At 64.2% G+C, this 16,379-nt stretch carries 11 protein-coding genes and 3 pseudogenes; 9 read left to right on the top strand and 5 right to left on the bottom strand.

Going from position 1 to position 16,379, the window contains the following annotated elements; genetic code table 11:
* The first annotated feature begins 206 nt into the window (after positions 1-206).
* From ACIGAQ_RS37475 to ACIGAQ_RS37460, 4 genes are all read left to right on the top strand, one after another.
* Entirely contained in the window at positions 207-1,031 is an 825-nt protein-coding gene (locus ACIGAQ_RS37475) for a hypothetical protein (protein WP_399791241.1), read from the top strand.
* Positions 1,031-2,998: a DUF3604 domain-containing protein gene (locus ACIGAQ_RS37470; RefSeq protein ID WP_399791238.1), complete on the top strand. Its 1,968-nt coding sequence runs from the start codon at positions 1,031-1,033 to the stop codon at positions 2,996-2,998. The genes ACIGAQ_RS37475 and ACIGAQ_RS37470 overlap by 1 nt, the downstream gene beginning before the upstream one ends.
* 134 nt (positions 2,999-3,132) lie before the next feature.
* The gene (locus ACIGAQ_RS37465; protein ID WP_399791235.1) at positions 3,133-4,434 is read left to right on the top strand and encodes an L-fuconate dehydratase; all 1,302 of its coding nucleotides are present in this window, start codon (positions 3,133-3,135) and stop codon (positions 4,432-4,434) included.
* A complete protein-coding gene (locus tag ACIGAQ_RS37460; RefSeq protein WP_399791232.1) occupies positions 4,431-5,504 on the top strand; it encodes an aldo/keto reductase in 1,074 nt (357 codons plus the stop codon). Before ACIGAQ_RS37465 ends, ACIGAQ_RS37460 begins: the two co-directional genes overlap by 4 nt.
* 676 nt (positions 5,505-6,180) lie before the next feature.
* On the opposite strand, the gene ACIGAQ_RS37455 is transcribed toward ACIGAQ_RS37460, so the two are convergent.
* Positions 6,181-7,053, bottom strand: coding sequence for an SDR family oxidoreductase (locus tag ACIGAQ_RS37455; protein WP_399791229.1), 873 nt, complete (start codon positions 7,051-7,053; stop codon positions 6,181-6,183).
* Between the two features lie 1,184 nt (positions 7,054-8,237).
* On the opposite strand from ACIGAQ_RS37455, the gene ACIGAQ_RS37450 reads away from it, so the two are divergent.
* Positions 8,238-11,045, top strand: a complete 2,808-nt coding sequence (locus ACIGAQ_RS37450) for an ATP-binding protein (RefSeq protein WP_399791226.1) — start codon at positions 8,238-8,240, stop codon at positions 11,043-11,045.
* A gap of 98 nt (positions 11,046-11,143) precedes the next feature.
* Positions 11,144-12,169, top strand: coding sequence for an NAD-dependent epimerase/dehydratase family protein (locus ACIGAQ_RS37445; protein ID WP_399791224.1), 1,026 nt, complete (start codon positions 11,144-11,146; stop codon positions 12,167-12,169).
* Between the two features lie 88 nt (positions 12,170-12,257).
* Here the strand turns inward: ACIGAQ_RS37445 and ACIGAQ_RS37440 are convergent, their stop codons facing one another.
* From ACIGAQ_RS37440 to ACIGAQ_RS37430, 3 genes and pseudogenes are all read right to left on the bottom strand, one after another.
* Positions 12,258-13,115, bottom strand: coding sequence for an SDR family oxidoreductase (locus tag ACIGAQ_RS37440; RefSeq protein ID WP_399791337.1), 858 nt, complete (start codon positions 13,113-13,115; stop codon positions 12,258-12,260).
* A gap of 296 nt (positions 13,116-13,411) precedes the next feature.
* Positions 13,412-13,918, bottom strand: a pseudogene (locus ACIGAQ_RS37435) (IS5 family transposase); the annotation flags it as partial.
* A 13-nt stretch (positions 13,919-13,931) separates the two neighbouring features.
* Positions 13,932-14,141 (bottom strand): annotated as a pseudogene (locus tag ACIGAQ_RS37430) (helix-turn-helix domain-containing protein); the annotation flags it as partial.
* A gap of 545 nt (positions 14,142-14,686) precedes the next feature.
* On the opposite strand from ACIGAQ_RS37430, the gene ACIGAQ_RS37425 reads away from it, so the two are divergent.
* A complete protein-coding gene (locus ACIGAQ_RS37425) occupies positions 14,687-15,232 on the top strand; it encodes a hypothetical protein (protein ID WP_399791221.1) in 546 nt (181 codons plus the stop codon).
* A gap of 441 nt (positions 15,233-15,673) precedes the next feature.
* Positions 15,674-15,952: a helix-turn-helix domain-containing protein gene (locus ACIGAQ_RS37420; RefSeq protein ID WP_399791218.1), complete on the top strand. Its 279-nt coding sequence runs from the start codon at positions 15,674-15,676 to the stop codon at positions 15,950-15,952.
* Between the two features lie 83 nt (positions 15,953-16,035).
* On the opposite strand, the pseudogene ACIGAQ_RS37415 reads toward ACIGAQ_RS37420, so the two are convergent.
* A pseudogene (locus ACIGAQ_RS37415) lies at positions 16,036-16,239 on the bottom strand (ATP-binding protein); the annotation flags it as partial.
* A gap of 37 nt (positions 16,240-16,276) precedes the next feature.
* On the opposite strand from ACIGAQ_RS37415, the gene ACIGAQ_RS37410 reads away from it, so the two are divergent.
* Positions 16,277-16,379 (top strand): transposase (locus ACIGAQ_RS37410; protein WP_399791334.1); only part of this gene is annotated, 103 nt, incomplete at its 3' end.

Raw genomic sequence — 16,379 nt, 5'->3', positions numbered from 1 at the left:
CGACCCCCGGGCGGCACCAAGCGTGAGGTCAGCGTCCTCGGTGCCCTGGTCGGACCCGCGCCCGGATCGCGCGACGGATGGACTTCTCTTGGGCGAACGCTTCCCGCCGGGGAACCCGCAGCCAGCGACCCCGGACCGCATCTCTCCGGCCGCCGGCCCTGCCATACTGCCGTGCCACGGGTCCTGGTCACCTCCGGCAGGTCCGCATGAACGCAGTCTGCCGCGTCGACCTGGTCCACATCGGCTCCGGTGTTCTGCGCGGCCCGGAACTCCTGCGCGGTCAGGCCTTCGACGAGTGGTGTCCCATCGCCTTCTATGTCTGGCTGGTACGCGGACCACAGGGCACCGCTCTAATTGACACGGGGATCACTGCCGACGCCGATTGGTGGGACGCACGGGCCAAGCAGGTACGCGGCCCGCAGGCCTACTGGCGCGCCACCGACGACGCCGACCCCACCGGCGCACTCAGCGGACTCGGAGTCGCCGTGAGCGACATTGACCATGTCGTCCTCACGTCCTTCGGGCCATACGCCGCCTCCAACATCACCCGCTTTCCCCAGGCGACCGTCCACGTCTCCGACGCCGGTCTGTCCGAACTGCGCAAGCCGGCATACCCCGAACTGCTCCCGCATCTCCCCCCGGAGGCCCGGTCATTCCTCGCCTGCCAGGACGCCCGTATCCGGCGCTTCTCCGGACAGGCAGAGGTCATGCCAGGGCTGCAGGTCCGTGAAATCGGCGGGCACCACCGCGAGTCACTCGCTGTGATCATCACGACCGCTCAGGGCAACCTCGTGATTCCCGAGTCCGTTTTCCTTCCCGAGAATCTTCAGCCGCCGAACGTCCTTGGCATCGGTGAGAACGTCTATGAACTCCTCGACACCGTGCGCTGGCTGAACCAACTGGACGCTCAGGTACTGCCGATCCATGACCCGCAGCACCTGACCCGATTCCCCGGTGGTCTCGTCGCTCCGGCACCGGTACCCCGGTCCCGGACCGGCCTCGTGCCGCCCGAGCACAAGGAACAACCGTGATGGACGACGCACAGCAGAAGCACGGCACACGCGGTGCATTCGGCCACGCCGTATTCGACCCACCGACGGTGACGGCTGCCGCTTGGGGCACCTACTCGGTGACCTACCACGTCGGCACCCACCCGCTCGAGACTGGAGCAAGCGTCCGTATCCAGCTCCCCGACAGCTGGCATGCCTGGAGACGCAACGGAGCCAAGGGGGTGCAGTCCCATGAGCCCAGCGCCGACAACTATGTCACTGCACAGGTGGCTCACGGCAGCGCAGCCATCCGCTGCGAGGTCGAGGATGGTACCGCCGATGACGTGGTGAAGAGCAACCGCGTCGGCATTGACGGACGTGAGGGCCGTTATGTCTATGTCACCTGCGTCACGCTTGAGGCGGGGCGGCTCGAGCCCGGCGACCGGATCGTGATCACCTATGGAGACACCTCGGGCGGCAGCCGAGGCTTCGCCGCCGGCTTGCACCCCGAAGGACCGGAACAAGTCGTCATAGCAGTCGATCCCGAGGGCCGCGGCACCGCCCACGTGCTGCCCGTCGCCGACTCTCCCGTCGTCGACGTACATCCCGGAGCACCAGCTGAGCTGCTGGCCTACGTCCCCTCACTGTTGACCATCGGCGAGCCCACCACGCTGCGGGTGGTCGCCGTCGACGCCGAAGGCAACCGCGTCGAAGAACGCCACCACGCCGTGCACGTCGAGATCGCAGACGGCGCGGCCCACACCAGCACACCTCAGGTCGGCGACCTGGTGGGTACCTTCGAAGTGCCCATCATTCCCACCGCACCGGGCGTCCTGAGGATGCGGGTCACTGCCGGGGACCACTCGGTGCTGGCCAATCCGGCATGGGTCTACACCCAAGCTCCTGCCCGCAACCTGTACTGGGGTGACCTGCATTCACACGCCGACCACAGCTTCGACGGCGTGGGCCACTTCCCCTATGAATACGCCCGCGACGTGGCATGCCTGGACTTTTACGCGCTCACTGAACACTGCGAACGGTGGGACGCCGGCGACTGGCAGCATCTCCGCGAGCAAGCGACCAAGTTTCATCAGCCCGGCAAGTTCGTGACCTTCTTGGCCTACGAGGCCACATTCCACGAGCCGTGGGGCCACCACAACGTCTACTTCCGCGACCCAGCGGACGCGGTGATCGTCGGGGCCCACACCGGCACGGTCCTCGACCTGTGGCGAGCCTTGCGCGGCCGGCGAGCCCTGACCATACCGCACCACACCGGGGTCGCCTTCTCGCCCAAGACTGCCGGAAGCATCCCCGGCAGCACTTCTCCTGCCGTGGACTGGAGCCACCACGACCCCGAGTTCCGTCGCGCTGTGGAGATCTACTCCGGACACGGCCAGTCCGAGTTCTACGATCCCGGCTTCGACCTGTCGTACGAGAACTCCGACTTCTCCACCAACACCTCGCGCAACGGCCCTCATTACGCACGTGACGCCTGGGAACGAGGACACGCCCTCGGCGTGGTCGGTTCCTCGGACAACCACCGGGCCCAGCCGGGACGTGGTGAACTCGGCCTGGCCGCCGTGTACTCCCCAGCCCTCGAGCGTGACGACGTATTCGACGCCCTGCACGACCGCCACACCTACGCCACCACTGGCGCGCGCATCCTCCTTGACTTCCAGGTCGATGCTGTGCCAATGGGGGGCGCCTTGCGCACCGCGACGCCGGTCACATGCCTCATCCGCGTCTCCGGTACCGACATGCTTGGCTCAATCGAGGTGTTCTGCGGCCGGCCGGGGGACGCGGGCTCGACAAGGCTGATCGCGTCGTGGGAGCCGGACGGCATGGACTTCGAAACATCGTGGAGGGACGAGCGGCCCGACGCCGAAGGAGACCGCTACTACTACGTGCGGGTACGCCAGCACTGCTCGTACCGCGGACGTCGCCCGACCGCGTGGTCCAGCCCCGTGTGGGTGGCAAGACCCTCTGCCGGCCGAAGCGACGAAGGGTAGGGCGCCAGACCACTTCAGTGCCGAACGCACCGTGCGTTCCAGCACACTGGCGCGGTCACCATCTTCCTCCGCGGTCACGCTGCCGCACACGCGCGTGCTGCTGCGAAGCAACCCTCATCAGAAAACGGCCGAAGATGCCTCACATCGCCCATGTAAGTACCTATGACATCCGCTTCCCGACTCCCCGGGAGCTTGACGGTTCCGATGCCATGAATACCGACCCCGACTACTCGGCCGCATACGTGGCGATCACTACCAGTGCGGGTGACGGCCATGCGGGCCACGGCTTCGCGTTCACCATCGGCCGGGGTAATGATGTGCAGGTCGCCGCCATCGCCGCGGTTGCAGAGCACATCGTGGGTATGGACCTCGACCGTACGCTGGCGGACATGGGTGGGCTGTGGAAGCACCTGGTGCACGACTCACAGCTGCGCTGGCTGGGCCCGGAGAAGGGGGCTGTACACATGGCCATATCCGCGGTCGTCAACGCACTGTGGGATCTGAAGGCCAAGCGTGAGAACAAACCGTTGTGGAAGCTCCTGGCCGACCTGACGCCCCATCAAATCGTCGAGCTCGTGGACTTCCGTTACCTCACTGACGCGCTGACGCCAGACGAGGCGCTCGACATTCTCAGGAGGGCTGAGCCCGGAAAGGCGGAACGGCAGGCCCATCTGCTGACACACGGCTATCCCGCCTACACCACCTCCCCCGGCTGGCTGGGCTACAGAGACGAGAAGCTGATCCGTCTGTGCAAGCAAGCTGTCGCCGATGGGTTCACACAAATCAAACTCAAGGTCGGAGCCGACCTGTCCGACGACGTGCGCCGCTGCCGCGTAGCGCGGGAGACGATCGGCCCTCGCATGCGCATGGCCATTGATGCGAACCAGCGCTGGGACGTCGGAACCGCGATCGAATGGATCCGCAAACTGGCACCCTACGATCCGTGGTGGATCGAAGAACCCACGTCACCCGACGATGTACTGGGCCACGCCGCGATCCGCCAGGCCGTGGCCCCCGTGAAGGTGGCTACAGGCGAACACGTCCAGAACCGCATCGTCGTCAAGCAGCTCCTGCAGGCCGGTGCCATCGACTTCCTGCAGATCGACGCCGCACGGGTCGGCGGTGTCAACGAGAACGTGGCGAACCTGCTGCTGGCGGCCAAGTTCGACGTTCCGGTGTGCCCGCACGCCGACGGAGTCGGTCTGTGCGAACTGGTGCAACACCTGTCGATGTTCGACTTCGTCGCAGTTTCGGCCGCCCTGGACAACCGCGTGATCGAGTACGTAGATCACCTACACGAACACTTCGTCGACCCCGTCGTCATCGACAACGGCCGCTATGTCACCCCCACAAGGCCAGGGTTCTCGGCCACTCTGCATCCCGCCACATTCGATGAGTTCACCTACCCGCTGGGCACCGAGTGGAGCGCCGGATGAACGACCCCTCCACGCCGTCAGGCACGAAGGCCTCCGGTTCGGACAGCATGGCCACCAGCGTGCTGCCGTCCCGCCTCGGCTTCGGAGCCGCTCCGATCGGAAATCTCTACAGTGCCGTCGATGAGGCGACAGCACGTGCAGCTGTCGACTTGGCCTGGAATGTTGGAGTGCGCTACTTCGATACCGCACCGCACTACGGACTGGGGCTTTCCGAACGAAGACTGGGAGAGGCCCTGCGCCATCGGCCTCGCTCACAGTACGCGGTTTCGACCAAGGTCGGCCGGATCCTCGTGCCCACCGCACACCTCAAGGGGCAGGATCCTGCGGGGTTCGTCGTGCCGGCCGACCACACACGAGTGTGGGACTTCAGCCGGGACGGCATACTGCGCAGCGTCGAGGACAGCTTGCATCGCACCGGCCTCGACAGGCTGGACCTAATCTTCCTGCACGACCCCGACGAGCACTGGCGCCAGGCGCTGGACCAGGGCTACCCGGCGCTCGCAGAGCTCAGGGCCCAGGGGGTCGTCAAGGCCATAGGGGCCGGGATGAACCAGACAGCTATGCTGACCGACTTCGTCCGCAACACTGACATGGACGCAGTCATGCTCGCGGGCCGCTATACCTTGCTGGAACAAGGAGCACTCGACGACCTGTTGCCGTTGTGCGAACAGCGCGGAGTCTCGGTGATCGCAGCAGGCGTCTTCAACTCCGGCCTTCTCGCGACCCCAAGGCCCAGCGCCGACCTCCCCTACAACTATCAGCCCGCGCGACCGGGAGTGGTCCGCCGTGCCACCCTGATCGCCGATGTGTGCGAACGCCATGGCACCACCCTGCCCGCCGCCGCCCTGCAATTCCCGCTCGCCCACCCGGCTGTCGTCAATGTCACCATCGGCTGCCGCACCTCCCGAGAGGTGGCCGAAGCCGCCGCGCATCTGGCCAGTCCACTACCTCCTCCGTTGTGGAAGGAGTTGAAAGAAAGGGGACTGCTCCGCCAGGATGCTCCCGTTCCCGGTCGCTCCGACCCGATCGGCCGAGACAGAACCGGCCAGCCCGCTCCGGACGTCCAGTGACGGGCCTCGTCCTGGCTCCAGGCCAGTGAACCTGCGAGCTCCGTCAGCAGGTCATCCGGCCCGAAGCCTGAGCTTCTGCGGCAGGCACTCTCACTGAATGCCGTGCGCCGGAGATGGGGACGGCGACGGCAGCGACCTGAACACGGTGCGGCCCCCAGCGCGGTGGCATGACCGTGCGCCTGTCCAGCCTCGGGGCTATGAGCGTGTGGTGCTGGCTGACGCCCACGCCGTCCTGGGCGCGGTGGAGCTGATGAACGCGGCAATGGCCTTACTCCGTCGCCGGAACACCGCCGTGGACAAGGCGGGATGATGACCGCCTGATCCGGCCCGCAACCGGCACCCATCAGTGTGGCTGTGCTGGACCGGCGACTCTGCGGGCGTTCGAGGGCCTGTCGTCCCTGGCCGTGGTCTCCCGGCCACGGCCAGCCGTCGGTGACACTGGGGACCGACGTCTCGACGCCGGCGATGGTCCCGGTCGTCGGTCTGGATGAAGACACGAGATGACTGAGAGGGGGGTGATACATCGTGCACGATGTTTCACCCCCCTCTCAGCCGAGCAACCGTGCCGTGCGTCCCCTCCCACGAGGCGAGGGGCAAAGCGCTCGACAAGCGACGGGGTGGTGCGCAGAGTCAGTTCCGGGGCCTGTCGGGTCAGGGCCTGCTGTGGGCCTTTACCTCATGCGACCCGGGATTGCCAGTTCTGACCGGTGACCCACTGCGACAGTCTGGTGGTGCCGGAACGGATCTCGCCACTCGGCTGTACCGGAGGGGCGTTTCGCCGGGCTTCGTAAAGACTGGCTACGCCGAGGGCTGCTTCCTCTCCGAGGTAGGGGGTAGTCAGGCGGGCATGCTCCTGGGGAGTGATCGGTTCCCACCGAACGTCGAACCCCACTGCCGCGGAGATGTGTTCCGCAACCTGCAACCCTGTAAGCGGCTCGGGGCCCGTCACGGAAACGGCGCCGGCCTCCTCGGCGACGAGGGACTCGGCAATGACTGCCGCCACGTCGTCGAGAGCAACCCACGGCACAGGTGCCTGCGGCGGAATGGGATACCTGATGACGCGGTCACGTTGAATACCCGCCACCTGCCAGGCGCCGGCGAGGTTCTCCATATAGGGGCCTGCCGGGTTCACGACGGCCGCATGGGGGACATGGTCTCCCAATGACTGCGCGAGGGTAACCCGGGCGTCCACATACGGGACACCGACCGGCGCAGGCGCCAGAGGCCCGTTGCCGTTGAACACCGCCCGCTTGACGCCGGCACGCTTGAGCGCCTGCAGTACCGATTCAGCCTGCGGCACGGCACGTTCGGGCGAAAACTCAAGCGGCAGCTGCACGACCACAGCACCCACATCGCTATAGGCACGCACCAGCGAGTCGACGTCGTTCAGATCAGAAGAGACGGCCTTCACTCCGTCAGGCAGCGACGCTCCGTCGGGATTGCGCATCGTGGCAACGACACTGTGCCCGTCAGCAAGCAGACGGCGTACCACAGAAGCACCCTGCGTGCCCGATGCTCCATGCACCAGGACCGTGATCTTCTCGGACATTCTACTCCTTGCGCTAATCGATGAGCGATTCTGAGGGGTATTCCGCACTAATTCTGGTACTGAATCTCGCAATCCCGCATCTCGATGGATCCACCAGATCAACTCGCTATTGAGAATTTCAAGTGCGAGTTTCCCCTGGAATGGGATGTCGACGGTGCGATCATGAGGACGGGAGCGGAGCAGGGGCCAGAACCGGAGCAGGGTGGGGCGAGCAGCTAGTAGAAGCCTTTCGCGACCTGACGTTGGAAATATCAGGGAGTCTCCCTAGTACCGTTTCACTGGTAAGGGCTGTGCTCAGGCATGGGACTGGTCCGGCCGCAGAGGCGGACGCACCTCAGAGAGAGGTGTCGAGGGTTGGGCAAGTACCGGATCGGCGGGTGGCCGACTGGGCTACGGGCGCGGAGGCGCTTGCGGCACGGTCTCGGAGCACGGCAATACACGTGAGATCACTGTTCCTCTGCCAGGCCGCGCGGGGACGCCCTCGAACAAGGTCACGTAGGCGGTTCTGGCGCCCGGCCTCTTGGGCGTCGGTCCGGTTCAGCAGGCCTGGAGCCCGCGGTCTCCCGTCAGCCTGCCGGTCCTCCAGGCATACACGCGGGCACCAGGCATCGCCGAACGCGGTGGCATGCTGGGGCACGACAGGTTTGAGTGTCGGCCCTCTCATCGGCGGCGAAAAGGCTTCACAGCTCTGTCCGAGCGCACTGCACGGACGAGCGCGCGTAGGTCAGGGACATCAGAACCGGTGATTCTGTTGCTGAATGGAACGCTACTCCATCAACGCTACGACTACTCAGTTCATGACGGTGAGGGCGGCCGTGCAGGGAAGGGAGCGTCATGGATGCCCGCCCGCGGGACTTCTGCAGTAGTCGACGCGCTGCGGCCGGTAGGCACGGTCGAGGACGGCCTCCTGGCTGCGATGGGACGACAGTACAGGTCCGTCGCGCTGTCCCACAGGCTGGGAGGCCGGGTCGCACGGTAATCATGCGCTTCCGCGGCTGCCGTCGGTGTCCTGTCGATCTCTTCGCCGAACCGCCAGTTGAGGGACGTCACGAAATGTCTTCGATATCGACGACATCGATGCTACGAGTGGTCGTATGACATAGCATCACTTGCATCCTCGGCCGGCGTTCCAGGATGTCAGGCTCACGTACAGCCTGAGGCGGGGCTTCGTAGGTTGGACCAACATGAGCGAACCCAAGGGGAGCAGCTTGTCTCCGGCAGCGACCTCCGACTTCGTCGGACGCGATGCGCAATTGCGAAGCATGACCCAACTTGCCGAAACGGTCCGTGCCGGTCAGTCATCCCTCATTCTGGTCGAGGGGCCGTCTGGTATCGGGAAGACGGCTTTGGTGCGACGCTGGCTCGAAGAGCCAGCGCTGTCGGCAGCCACCATCCTCCGGGCCCGATGCGACCCGGCCGAATCCGACCTGAGTTTCGGGGTCATCGCCCAGCTCATTGCCGATGTCCCAGCGGACCAACGTAGCGAATCCTTGCGGACCACCTGCGACATCGCCCCCGGTACAGCGCCTTTCCGAGTGGGAGCGCAACTCCTCGAACTTCTCGACGCACTGCAGTCACTGGGGCTGGTCGTCGTGTTCGTCGATGACATCCAGTGGGCCGACACGGCATCCCTCCAGGTCCTGGGCTTCGTGATCCGCCGGCTGGAGGCCGACAGGGTCCTCCCGGTGATGACGGCTCGGACCTCTGCCATGCAAGGCCTGCCAGAGCCTGTGCGTCGGCTGATCGACGGTCATGACCGCGGCCTGCATGTGGCTCTCGAAGGCCTTAAAGAGCAGGAAGTCGCGCAACTGGCCAAGCGTAATCTGGGCCACGACATTCCCAGGACGGACGTCGGCAAATTGAGGCGTCATACGGGAGGCAACCCTCTTTACCTCCGAGCCGTTCTCGCAGAACTCGCGGACCAAGAATCAGCACAGATCAAGGGATCGGTTCCCGTTCCTCCCACCTTGGCCTCAAGAGTGCGCCAGCAACTCTCGCAGTTGCCCGAGAGAAGCCGTATCCTCGTCCAGGCCTCCGCGATTCTCGGAGGCCGCTTCCCGTTGTCGACCGTAGCGCGGACCGCTGAAGTCGTGAACGCTCACGAAGCGCTCGAACCGGCCCTGACGGAAGGTCTTTTGAATTGGTGGCCGAATGAGCACGGGATCCCGGTAAGCGTCAGTCATCAACTCCTTTCGGATGCCGTTCTTGCCGCGACACCACCGGAGAGACTGCGGCGTCTGCACACGACTGCTGCCGCATGCCTTCCTCGGTCAGCCGCGTGGTCGCATCGAGTCGCGGCCGCAACGGATCCGGATGACCGGCTGGCGGCACAACTCGAAATGGCGGCAGGCGAGCATCTGACAAGTGGTGAGGTCGGGCGCGCGAGTACCCTCTTGCTATGGGCTGCAGAAGTGTCGTCAGCCAGGGAAGAAAGTGAACGTTATTTTCTCACTGCTCTGGCGCAACTGCTGTGGGATGACCAAGTATCTCGGGCAGACGAACTCATGCGGCAGGCTCGTGCGTGCGCGCAATCTTCTCTTCGAAGTCTCGTGCTCGGTGCCCATGCCACCTCCCGCGGGACCTTCGCCGAGGCGGAAGACCATCTCAATCTGGCTCTCGAGGCGGCGCAAAACAATTTCGATGAGTCATGGATCACGACGATGGCAGCGACGTGGTTGAGCTTCGTTCACCTATTCCAAGGCCATGGCCGCCGAACCATTGCAGCAGCCAACCGAGCGCTCGAGATGGAGCCCGTCAATCAACGACTTACCAGCCGGGCAATGGTGAACCTAGCCTTTGCCCATGGGCTTCTGAACGGTCCTCATGCAGCCGTGGAAGAATTGAACCGTTTGGCCCCGCTGCCGGACGCGGAGCATATGTCCGCACCTCAGGCATACTTCCTCCTTAACCGTGGTGGCCTGCGCTCCTTCGCAGGGCAGCTGAGTGCCGGAGCCCTCGACACGAAGGTCGCCTTGCGACTGGCTGCTTCCAGCGGCCGTCGCGTTACCGACGAGTTCGGGTACAGCACCCTGGCCGCCGACCTCTACTTGCTCGGTTCATGGGATGAGGCAACTGCCAATGCCGAACGTGCAGTGGCCTCAGCCACCACTGAGGAGAGGGTTTGGGCCTATCCCATCGTCTATTCGCAGGCGTCGTGGGTCTATGCAGGACGTGGTCAGTACGAGCGGGCTGAACGCCTGCTCGACACGGCGGAAGCTTGGGCGGAGGAAGCCGCCCAAGCCTACAGGCTGTACCCGGCCATCGGCCGGGCAGTTGTTGCTCAGGCACGTGCGGACTACGCAGCGATGGTTTCTGCGCTCCAGCCCCTTCTCCAATTGCCTGCAGAAGGCGGCCGTCTTCTTTTTCAACCCTGGTGGCTGCCACTGTATGTCGAGGGCCTACTGGGTACTAATGCCTTGGAGCGAGCCGAGGAGGGTCTCCACGAGCTTCGTCGGTTGACTGACCTGACCCCTCATCTAGGCACTGTCACGGCGCGACTGTCCGCGTGGTTCGCTGAGCAAAAGGGCGATGATTCGAGGTCTATGGAGCTCTTTGAGCAAGGTGTCTCCCTGCCGGCATCGGCCGATGACGTGCCGTTGTACCGGGCTATGCTTGATCAGGCCTATGGTGTGAAACTGATCGCGTGCCAGCAGGTCAGAGACGGAGTACGGTGGCTGCGCCAAGCTCATGAGCGTCTGTCCGACTTGCAGGCGATTCCGTTTTTGGAACGGTGTGAAGCGGCTCTGGACGCCATTGAGACGGGTGCACCCAAACGCAGGCGCAGGTACAATCTGTACAACCTGAGCGACCGGGAACTCGATATCGCTCAAAGCGTCAGTCGAGGGCTGACAAACCGCGAAATCGCCTCGGAACTCTTCATCAGCACCAAGACGGTGGAGTATCACCTGGGCAACATCTACACGCGCCTTGGTCTTACCAGTCGAAGAGAATTGCGCGACCTGATCCAGCGCCCCCAGCCGCCCGTCCCGTGAACGCTCGAAGGAGACGATCACGCTTCGCTGCGGGTGTTGAACAGGAAGGCGACCGGAGCTAATCTCAAAGGCTTAAGACGCTGAGCAAGGGAGTGTTGATGAGTCGGACAGCGGTGATCCTTGGCGGCACTGGTCAAATCGGTTTGGCCGTGAAGCGTCGACTTATGGTCGAGGGGTGGAATGTCGCGCTCGCCCACCGCGGAAATCGTTCCGAATTCACCGGTGGGGGAGTGAAGGAGATAATCATCGACCGTCATGATCCGCAAGGAGTCGCCAAGGCCGTGGGAGGCGGTGCTGACGTTGTCGTCGATGTCGTCGGGTACTCCCGCGAGGACGCAGAATATCTCCTCGCAGCCAGCAGCGATATTGGCTCGATCATTGCGATTTCTACAGCGGCTGTCTATGTGGATTCTCAGGGTCGACAGTTCAACGGCTCTGTAAAGCCTGAGGAATTCCCTGACTTTCCTGATCTGATCTCCGAAGACCAGCCAACCGTCTCCGCAGGCGGCGAGGGCTATGCGGAGGGCAAAGTGGCATATGAGCAGAATCTGCTGGACCATTCCCGCTGTCCGATCTCCGTCCTGAGGCTCGGAGCCGTGTCCGGTCCATACAGTGATCACGCCCGGGAGTGGTTCTATGTCAAACGACTCCTTGACGGTCGACGGATATTCGCCCATCACCGTAAGGGTTCCTCGGTCTTCCACACCACCTCTGTGGAAAACATCGCAGCTCTCGTGATGCAGGCTGCAGCGTTTAGGTCGAGCATGATCTACAACTGTGCTGACCCGGAGCCTCTCACCGAAAAGCAAATTGCCGCGGCGGTGGCCGCGGCCATGGGCATTCAGGTCTCTCAGGTGGATGTGCCCGATGAAGAACCTGCGGAAGGTTGCCGCTCGCCGTGGTTCATCCCCGGGCGACTCGCTCTGGACACGCAGCGCGCAGAAGCGCTGGGCTATCGAGCAGTCACGACTTATGAGCGCGCGGTGCGGTCCGTAGTCGACTGGCTCGTCCAATCGATCGATCGAGACGAATGGCAAAGGGAACTCCCGGTGCTGGCGGGCTACCCATTTGCCCTCTTCGATTATGAGACGGAGAACAAAATGATCGCCCGCGCCGGCGTCTGAGACACCCGCCCACCTCGCACAGCTTCGTCAGAGGCGTCGAGCATCCGAGCGTCGCCTGCATGGAGTTTCCTGTGCAGGACGAGATTCTTCAACCCTCTGCGAAGGAGCGCCACGGCTGTTCAGAAGCCCAGGAGTGGAATGTGGTCACACCGATACAGGTGTGACCCGGCATCAGTGATGGAACTTCACTACGAGCCATGCGCTCGTACTGTTCTCTCGATCCAGCCGCTACTTCGGCTCCGAAATCTTCCGCGGTCATTGCTTCATACTCTGCAGGCGTCTGCGTACGCCAGGTCACCTCTTCCTGCACAGCAGGCGAAAGCATGGCTGCGATTTCGTTTCCTGTCAGGAGATCAGGGCCCTTCACCCATGTGACCTGATGCGGCCGCTCGGCGAGAAGGCAGTCAGCCATTACATCGGTGACGTCCTGAGCCGACACCCAACACAGTGGGAGGTATGGCGGCAGGGGATAAGCCAGTTCTCCTTGTGAGAGTAGGTGCCTCACTCGGCTCGCTTGGGTCAGATTTTCCATGTAAGGACCTGCCGGCCCCACAATCGATGCCTGCTCGACCACTTGCGCGAGGGACCGCGCCAGGATGTAGCGTGCCTGTATGTAGCCGCAGTCGGAGGGGGTAGGAGGTACGGGGATGCTTGAGTTGAAGACAGCTTTGGTCACGCGGCTCCGTTGCAGCGCCTCGAGAACCCGCTCGGCTTGGGCGATCGCTTGTCTCGGGTCGTACAAGCGTGGCAGGTGAACAGCAACCATGTCGGCACTTGAGTATGCTGAAATCAGTGACTGCATGTCTGACAAGTCGACAAACACGGGTGCAGCTCCCTTGGGCACGACAGACCGGGTGGGGTCCCTGGTGAGGGCCAAGACCTGGTGCCCCTCGTCGATCATTCGACTCACCAGGGAACCGCCCTGAATCCCAGTCGAACCATGCACAGCAATTCTCAATCCCACTTTGCGGAGACTCCTAAATGCTGGGGCCCTGACCGTGAGGGGCCATGCGTCGTCTCAAGGCTGTCACGAATACTATTGAGAAATAGCTAGGGAAAACACCTAGGACGCGTCAGAGCGAACCGCGGCGCCATTGGGGTGACTGCTGGGGCAGATTGATCAACGTGTGGAGGGAAGCCGGGCCGATACCTTCGCCCTTGTGCAATGGATCATGTGAGGACCTCGAAGCCCTTGCCGAGGCCCTGGTCCGGAGCCGAGGCGACTAGGTTCTGTCTCTTTGGTCAGCGTCGTGCCCAGATTAGGATGGCGGCGAGGTGGAGTGCGGCCTGGTAGGCGATCGCGAGTTTGTCGGTTCGTGTGCCCAGGCCGTGCCACCGTTGAAGGCGATTGATGCATCGCTCGACGGTGTTGCGCTGCTTGTAGGCGTCCGCGTCGAAGCCGGGCGGGTGTCCGCCTCGGCGGCCTCTTCGCAGTCGGTGGCCGATCTGGTCCGACGGCTGCGGGATGACTACCCGGATCTGCCGGCGGCGTAGGTGACGGCGGATCGCGCGGGATGAGTAGGCCCGGTCGGCCAGGACCATGGTGGGACGGGTCAGGGGCCAGCCAGGGCCGTCCCTGGGCACCCGGATGCGGGCCATGACCGTTTCGAAGGCAGGTGCGTTACCGGCCTGGTCCGCCGTGACGGCCACAGCCAGGGGGCGGGCGTGGCCGTCTGCAGCTAGGTGGATCTTGGTGCTCAGCCCGCCGCGGGAGCGTCCGAGTGCGTGATCGGCCGGCTCGTTGCGGCCATCGGCCCCTTGTGGTTCGGGCCGGGCTGCGGTGGGGCCGTGAGGACCGGTCGGCCATCGCGGCCGGCCCGGATTCGGCGTAACGGCCGGCCCATCGCTTGGCAGTGGGCCAGGACACGTCGTAGCGCTCAGCCGCACGGGCGACCGGCCATCCCTCATCCACAATCAGACGCGCCAAGCGAAGACGGGCACGGGGCGTCAGAGCAGCGTTAGCGTGAGACACGAAGGCCTCCTGTTGGCGGAGCGGTTCCTCGACAGCTCCACTCCACAACCGGGGGCCTTCGTCATCTCACAGATTCAGACTGTGTCGTCGCACAAAATCGACCAACCTGGCTGGGCAGTACAACTAGGACTTAAACCCGGTTACCCTTCACTTAGCCGGTATCAGCGTGATCCAGATCGCCAACCAACTACCGTCAGCCGGTACCAGGCAAGGGCATCACTTCATCGCCACGGCTCGACAGCGCAGGGGAGAAGAGGACGCAGGAGATCACACAGGCCAAGGCCGAACCTGGCGCCGAACCGTATGACGACGGATCCCTGCTAATACTTGCCGCCCTGAGCGAACGGCCGATGCCGGACGATCATCGTGCCGAAAAATTGACGTGGACACCAGAAAGGCGGACGGATGCGGCTGATAGCGATGCGGACCGACCTCCGAAACACCGAAGCCACTGCGGCCAGGTGGATACAACGCTCCACCGCGCCCCTCGTCGGCCTCTGCGCGGCTGTGGCCGCCCCCCTCAACTCGGCCAATCGGGGCGCCGCATGACGGCCTCGCTCGAACCGGCCGCTGCGCCCGACCGCCTTCGCTCCGAGCTGGAGCGTTTGCGCACTTTGGTGCTCGATCCTTCCTACGCCCACCCGACCTTCGCCGACCTGGTCCTCACATACGGCCGGGACTACGCTCCCTCCCCCTGGACCACTGGTGTGCACCCACAACGGGGCGGTGAATGCTTCGCTGCCGCGCACTCGTGGGCCAATCGTCAGGGATGGACCTACTGCGAGGGGTACGCGCTTGCCGCTGAGCCGATCATCGGAGCCTTCGAGCACGCCTGGTGCCTGGCAGAAGACGGTCAGGTAGCCGATCCGTCCGTCCCCGATGGCTGGATCGTGGCGTACCGAGGAATACCGCTCTCCGCTACGTTCATCCGCGCCCACAACCGAGGCGACGATGCGGTGATTACTTTCGGCCGCAACCTAAGCGCTGGACCGAACACTGCCGTTCTACGCGATGGTCTTCCCCCGGAAGCTCTGGTCGCCACCCCACAGGTAGGTGACGAAGCGCGCCGCCTCGGTACCATCGGCAGCTGACCACCCAGGCGCCCCACAGGCAGCGCCATCAACCGGTGTGACCATTGCACCCACACGGGGCGGCGCACCAAGCAAAGCGTGGATAGCGCCCAGTTCTGTGTCGCTATCCCTTGTGCATGGTCAAAGCCGTGCTGCGCGGTTTGGCCGCCGCTCTCGTTGTCTTGTCCGCAACTGTGCCGGTGACGGTCCCGCTGGAGGTTGCCACACCCGCACCGAGGTCAAGAAGCTGTTGAAGCACCAGCCGTCGGCCCGAACTGCCGACTTGAGAGCGCGCGCTGGTTCTCCCACCACGACGCCGTCACCTTGACCGGAGCCTCCGGCGTGGACATCGACCACATGGTCCTGCTCTCCGAAGCCTGGGACAGCGGGGCATTCGCCTGCGAGCGCACAACGCCGCGAGGCCTACGCGAATGACTACTGATCTTTTCGTAAGTTCGGTGGGTGTGGTGGCTGTGTGGGTGGGAGGCTGTCGGGGTGGCATATCAACCTTCCCCTTCGGTTGCCGGCTCCTCCCTTCCTCCTCTGTCGCGGCCTCAGTTGGCGGAGGCGCGTCGTGTTCGGGCAGTCGAGTTGTTCGAGGGCGGCGTCTTGAATGCGGAGATCGCGAGGGCGGTGGGGGTGTGTGCCGAGAGTGTGCGGCGTTGGCGGCGGGTGTGGGAGCAAGACGGTGCTTCGGCCCTGCGCAGACGGGTGTCAACGGCCATTTCGTTCTCCCCGTAGGCGGCCAGGAGTTCGCCCCGCTGGCGGCCGTCGAGCTGTCCCCGGTGGCGGCCAGATAATTCCCCGCCCTCGGGTCGGTCGGGTCAGCTGAAGGGCTTCACTCCCTGTCCGCTGGTGGCCTGGGTGAGCCGGTAGCTGTCACCCTGGGTGACGACGATGTGAGCGTGATGCATGAGCCGGTCGACGGTGGCGGTGGCCAGGGTCTTGGGCATGATCTCGTCGAATCCGGAGGAGTGGAGGTTGCTGGAGACGGCGACCGAGCGTCGTTCGTAGGCGGCGTCGACTAGGCAGTTTCGTTTGGATCAGTAGGTCGTTGGTCCGGGTGTGCCGTTGACTGATGCGCAGTGGGCGCGGATCGAGCCGTTGCTCCCGGACCGGACGCCGAAGCGGGGTGGCCGCTGGCAGGACCACCGTGAGGTGATCGACG

Source organism: Streptomyces sp. NPDC085932, from assembly GCF_044540525.1.
GTDB classification, from domain to species: domain Bacteria; phylum Actinomycetota; class Actinomycetes; order Streptomycetales; family Streptomycetaceae; genus Streptomyces; species Streptomyces levis.
This window is presented reverse-complemented; position numbering and strand designations above follow the sequence as displayed.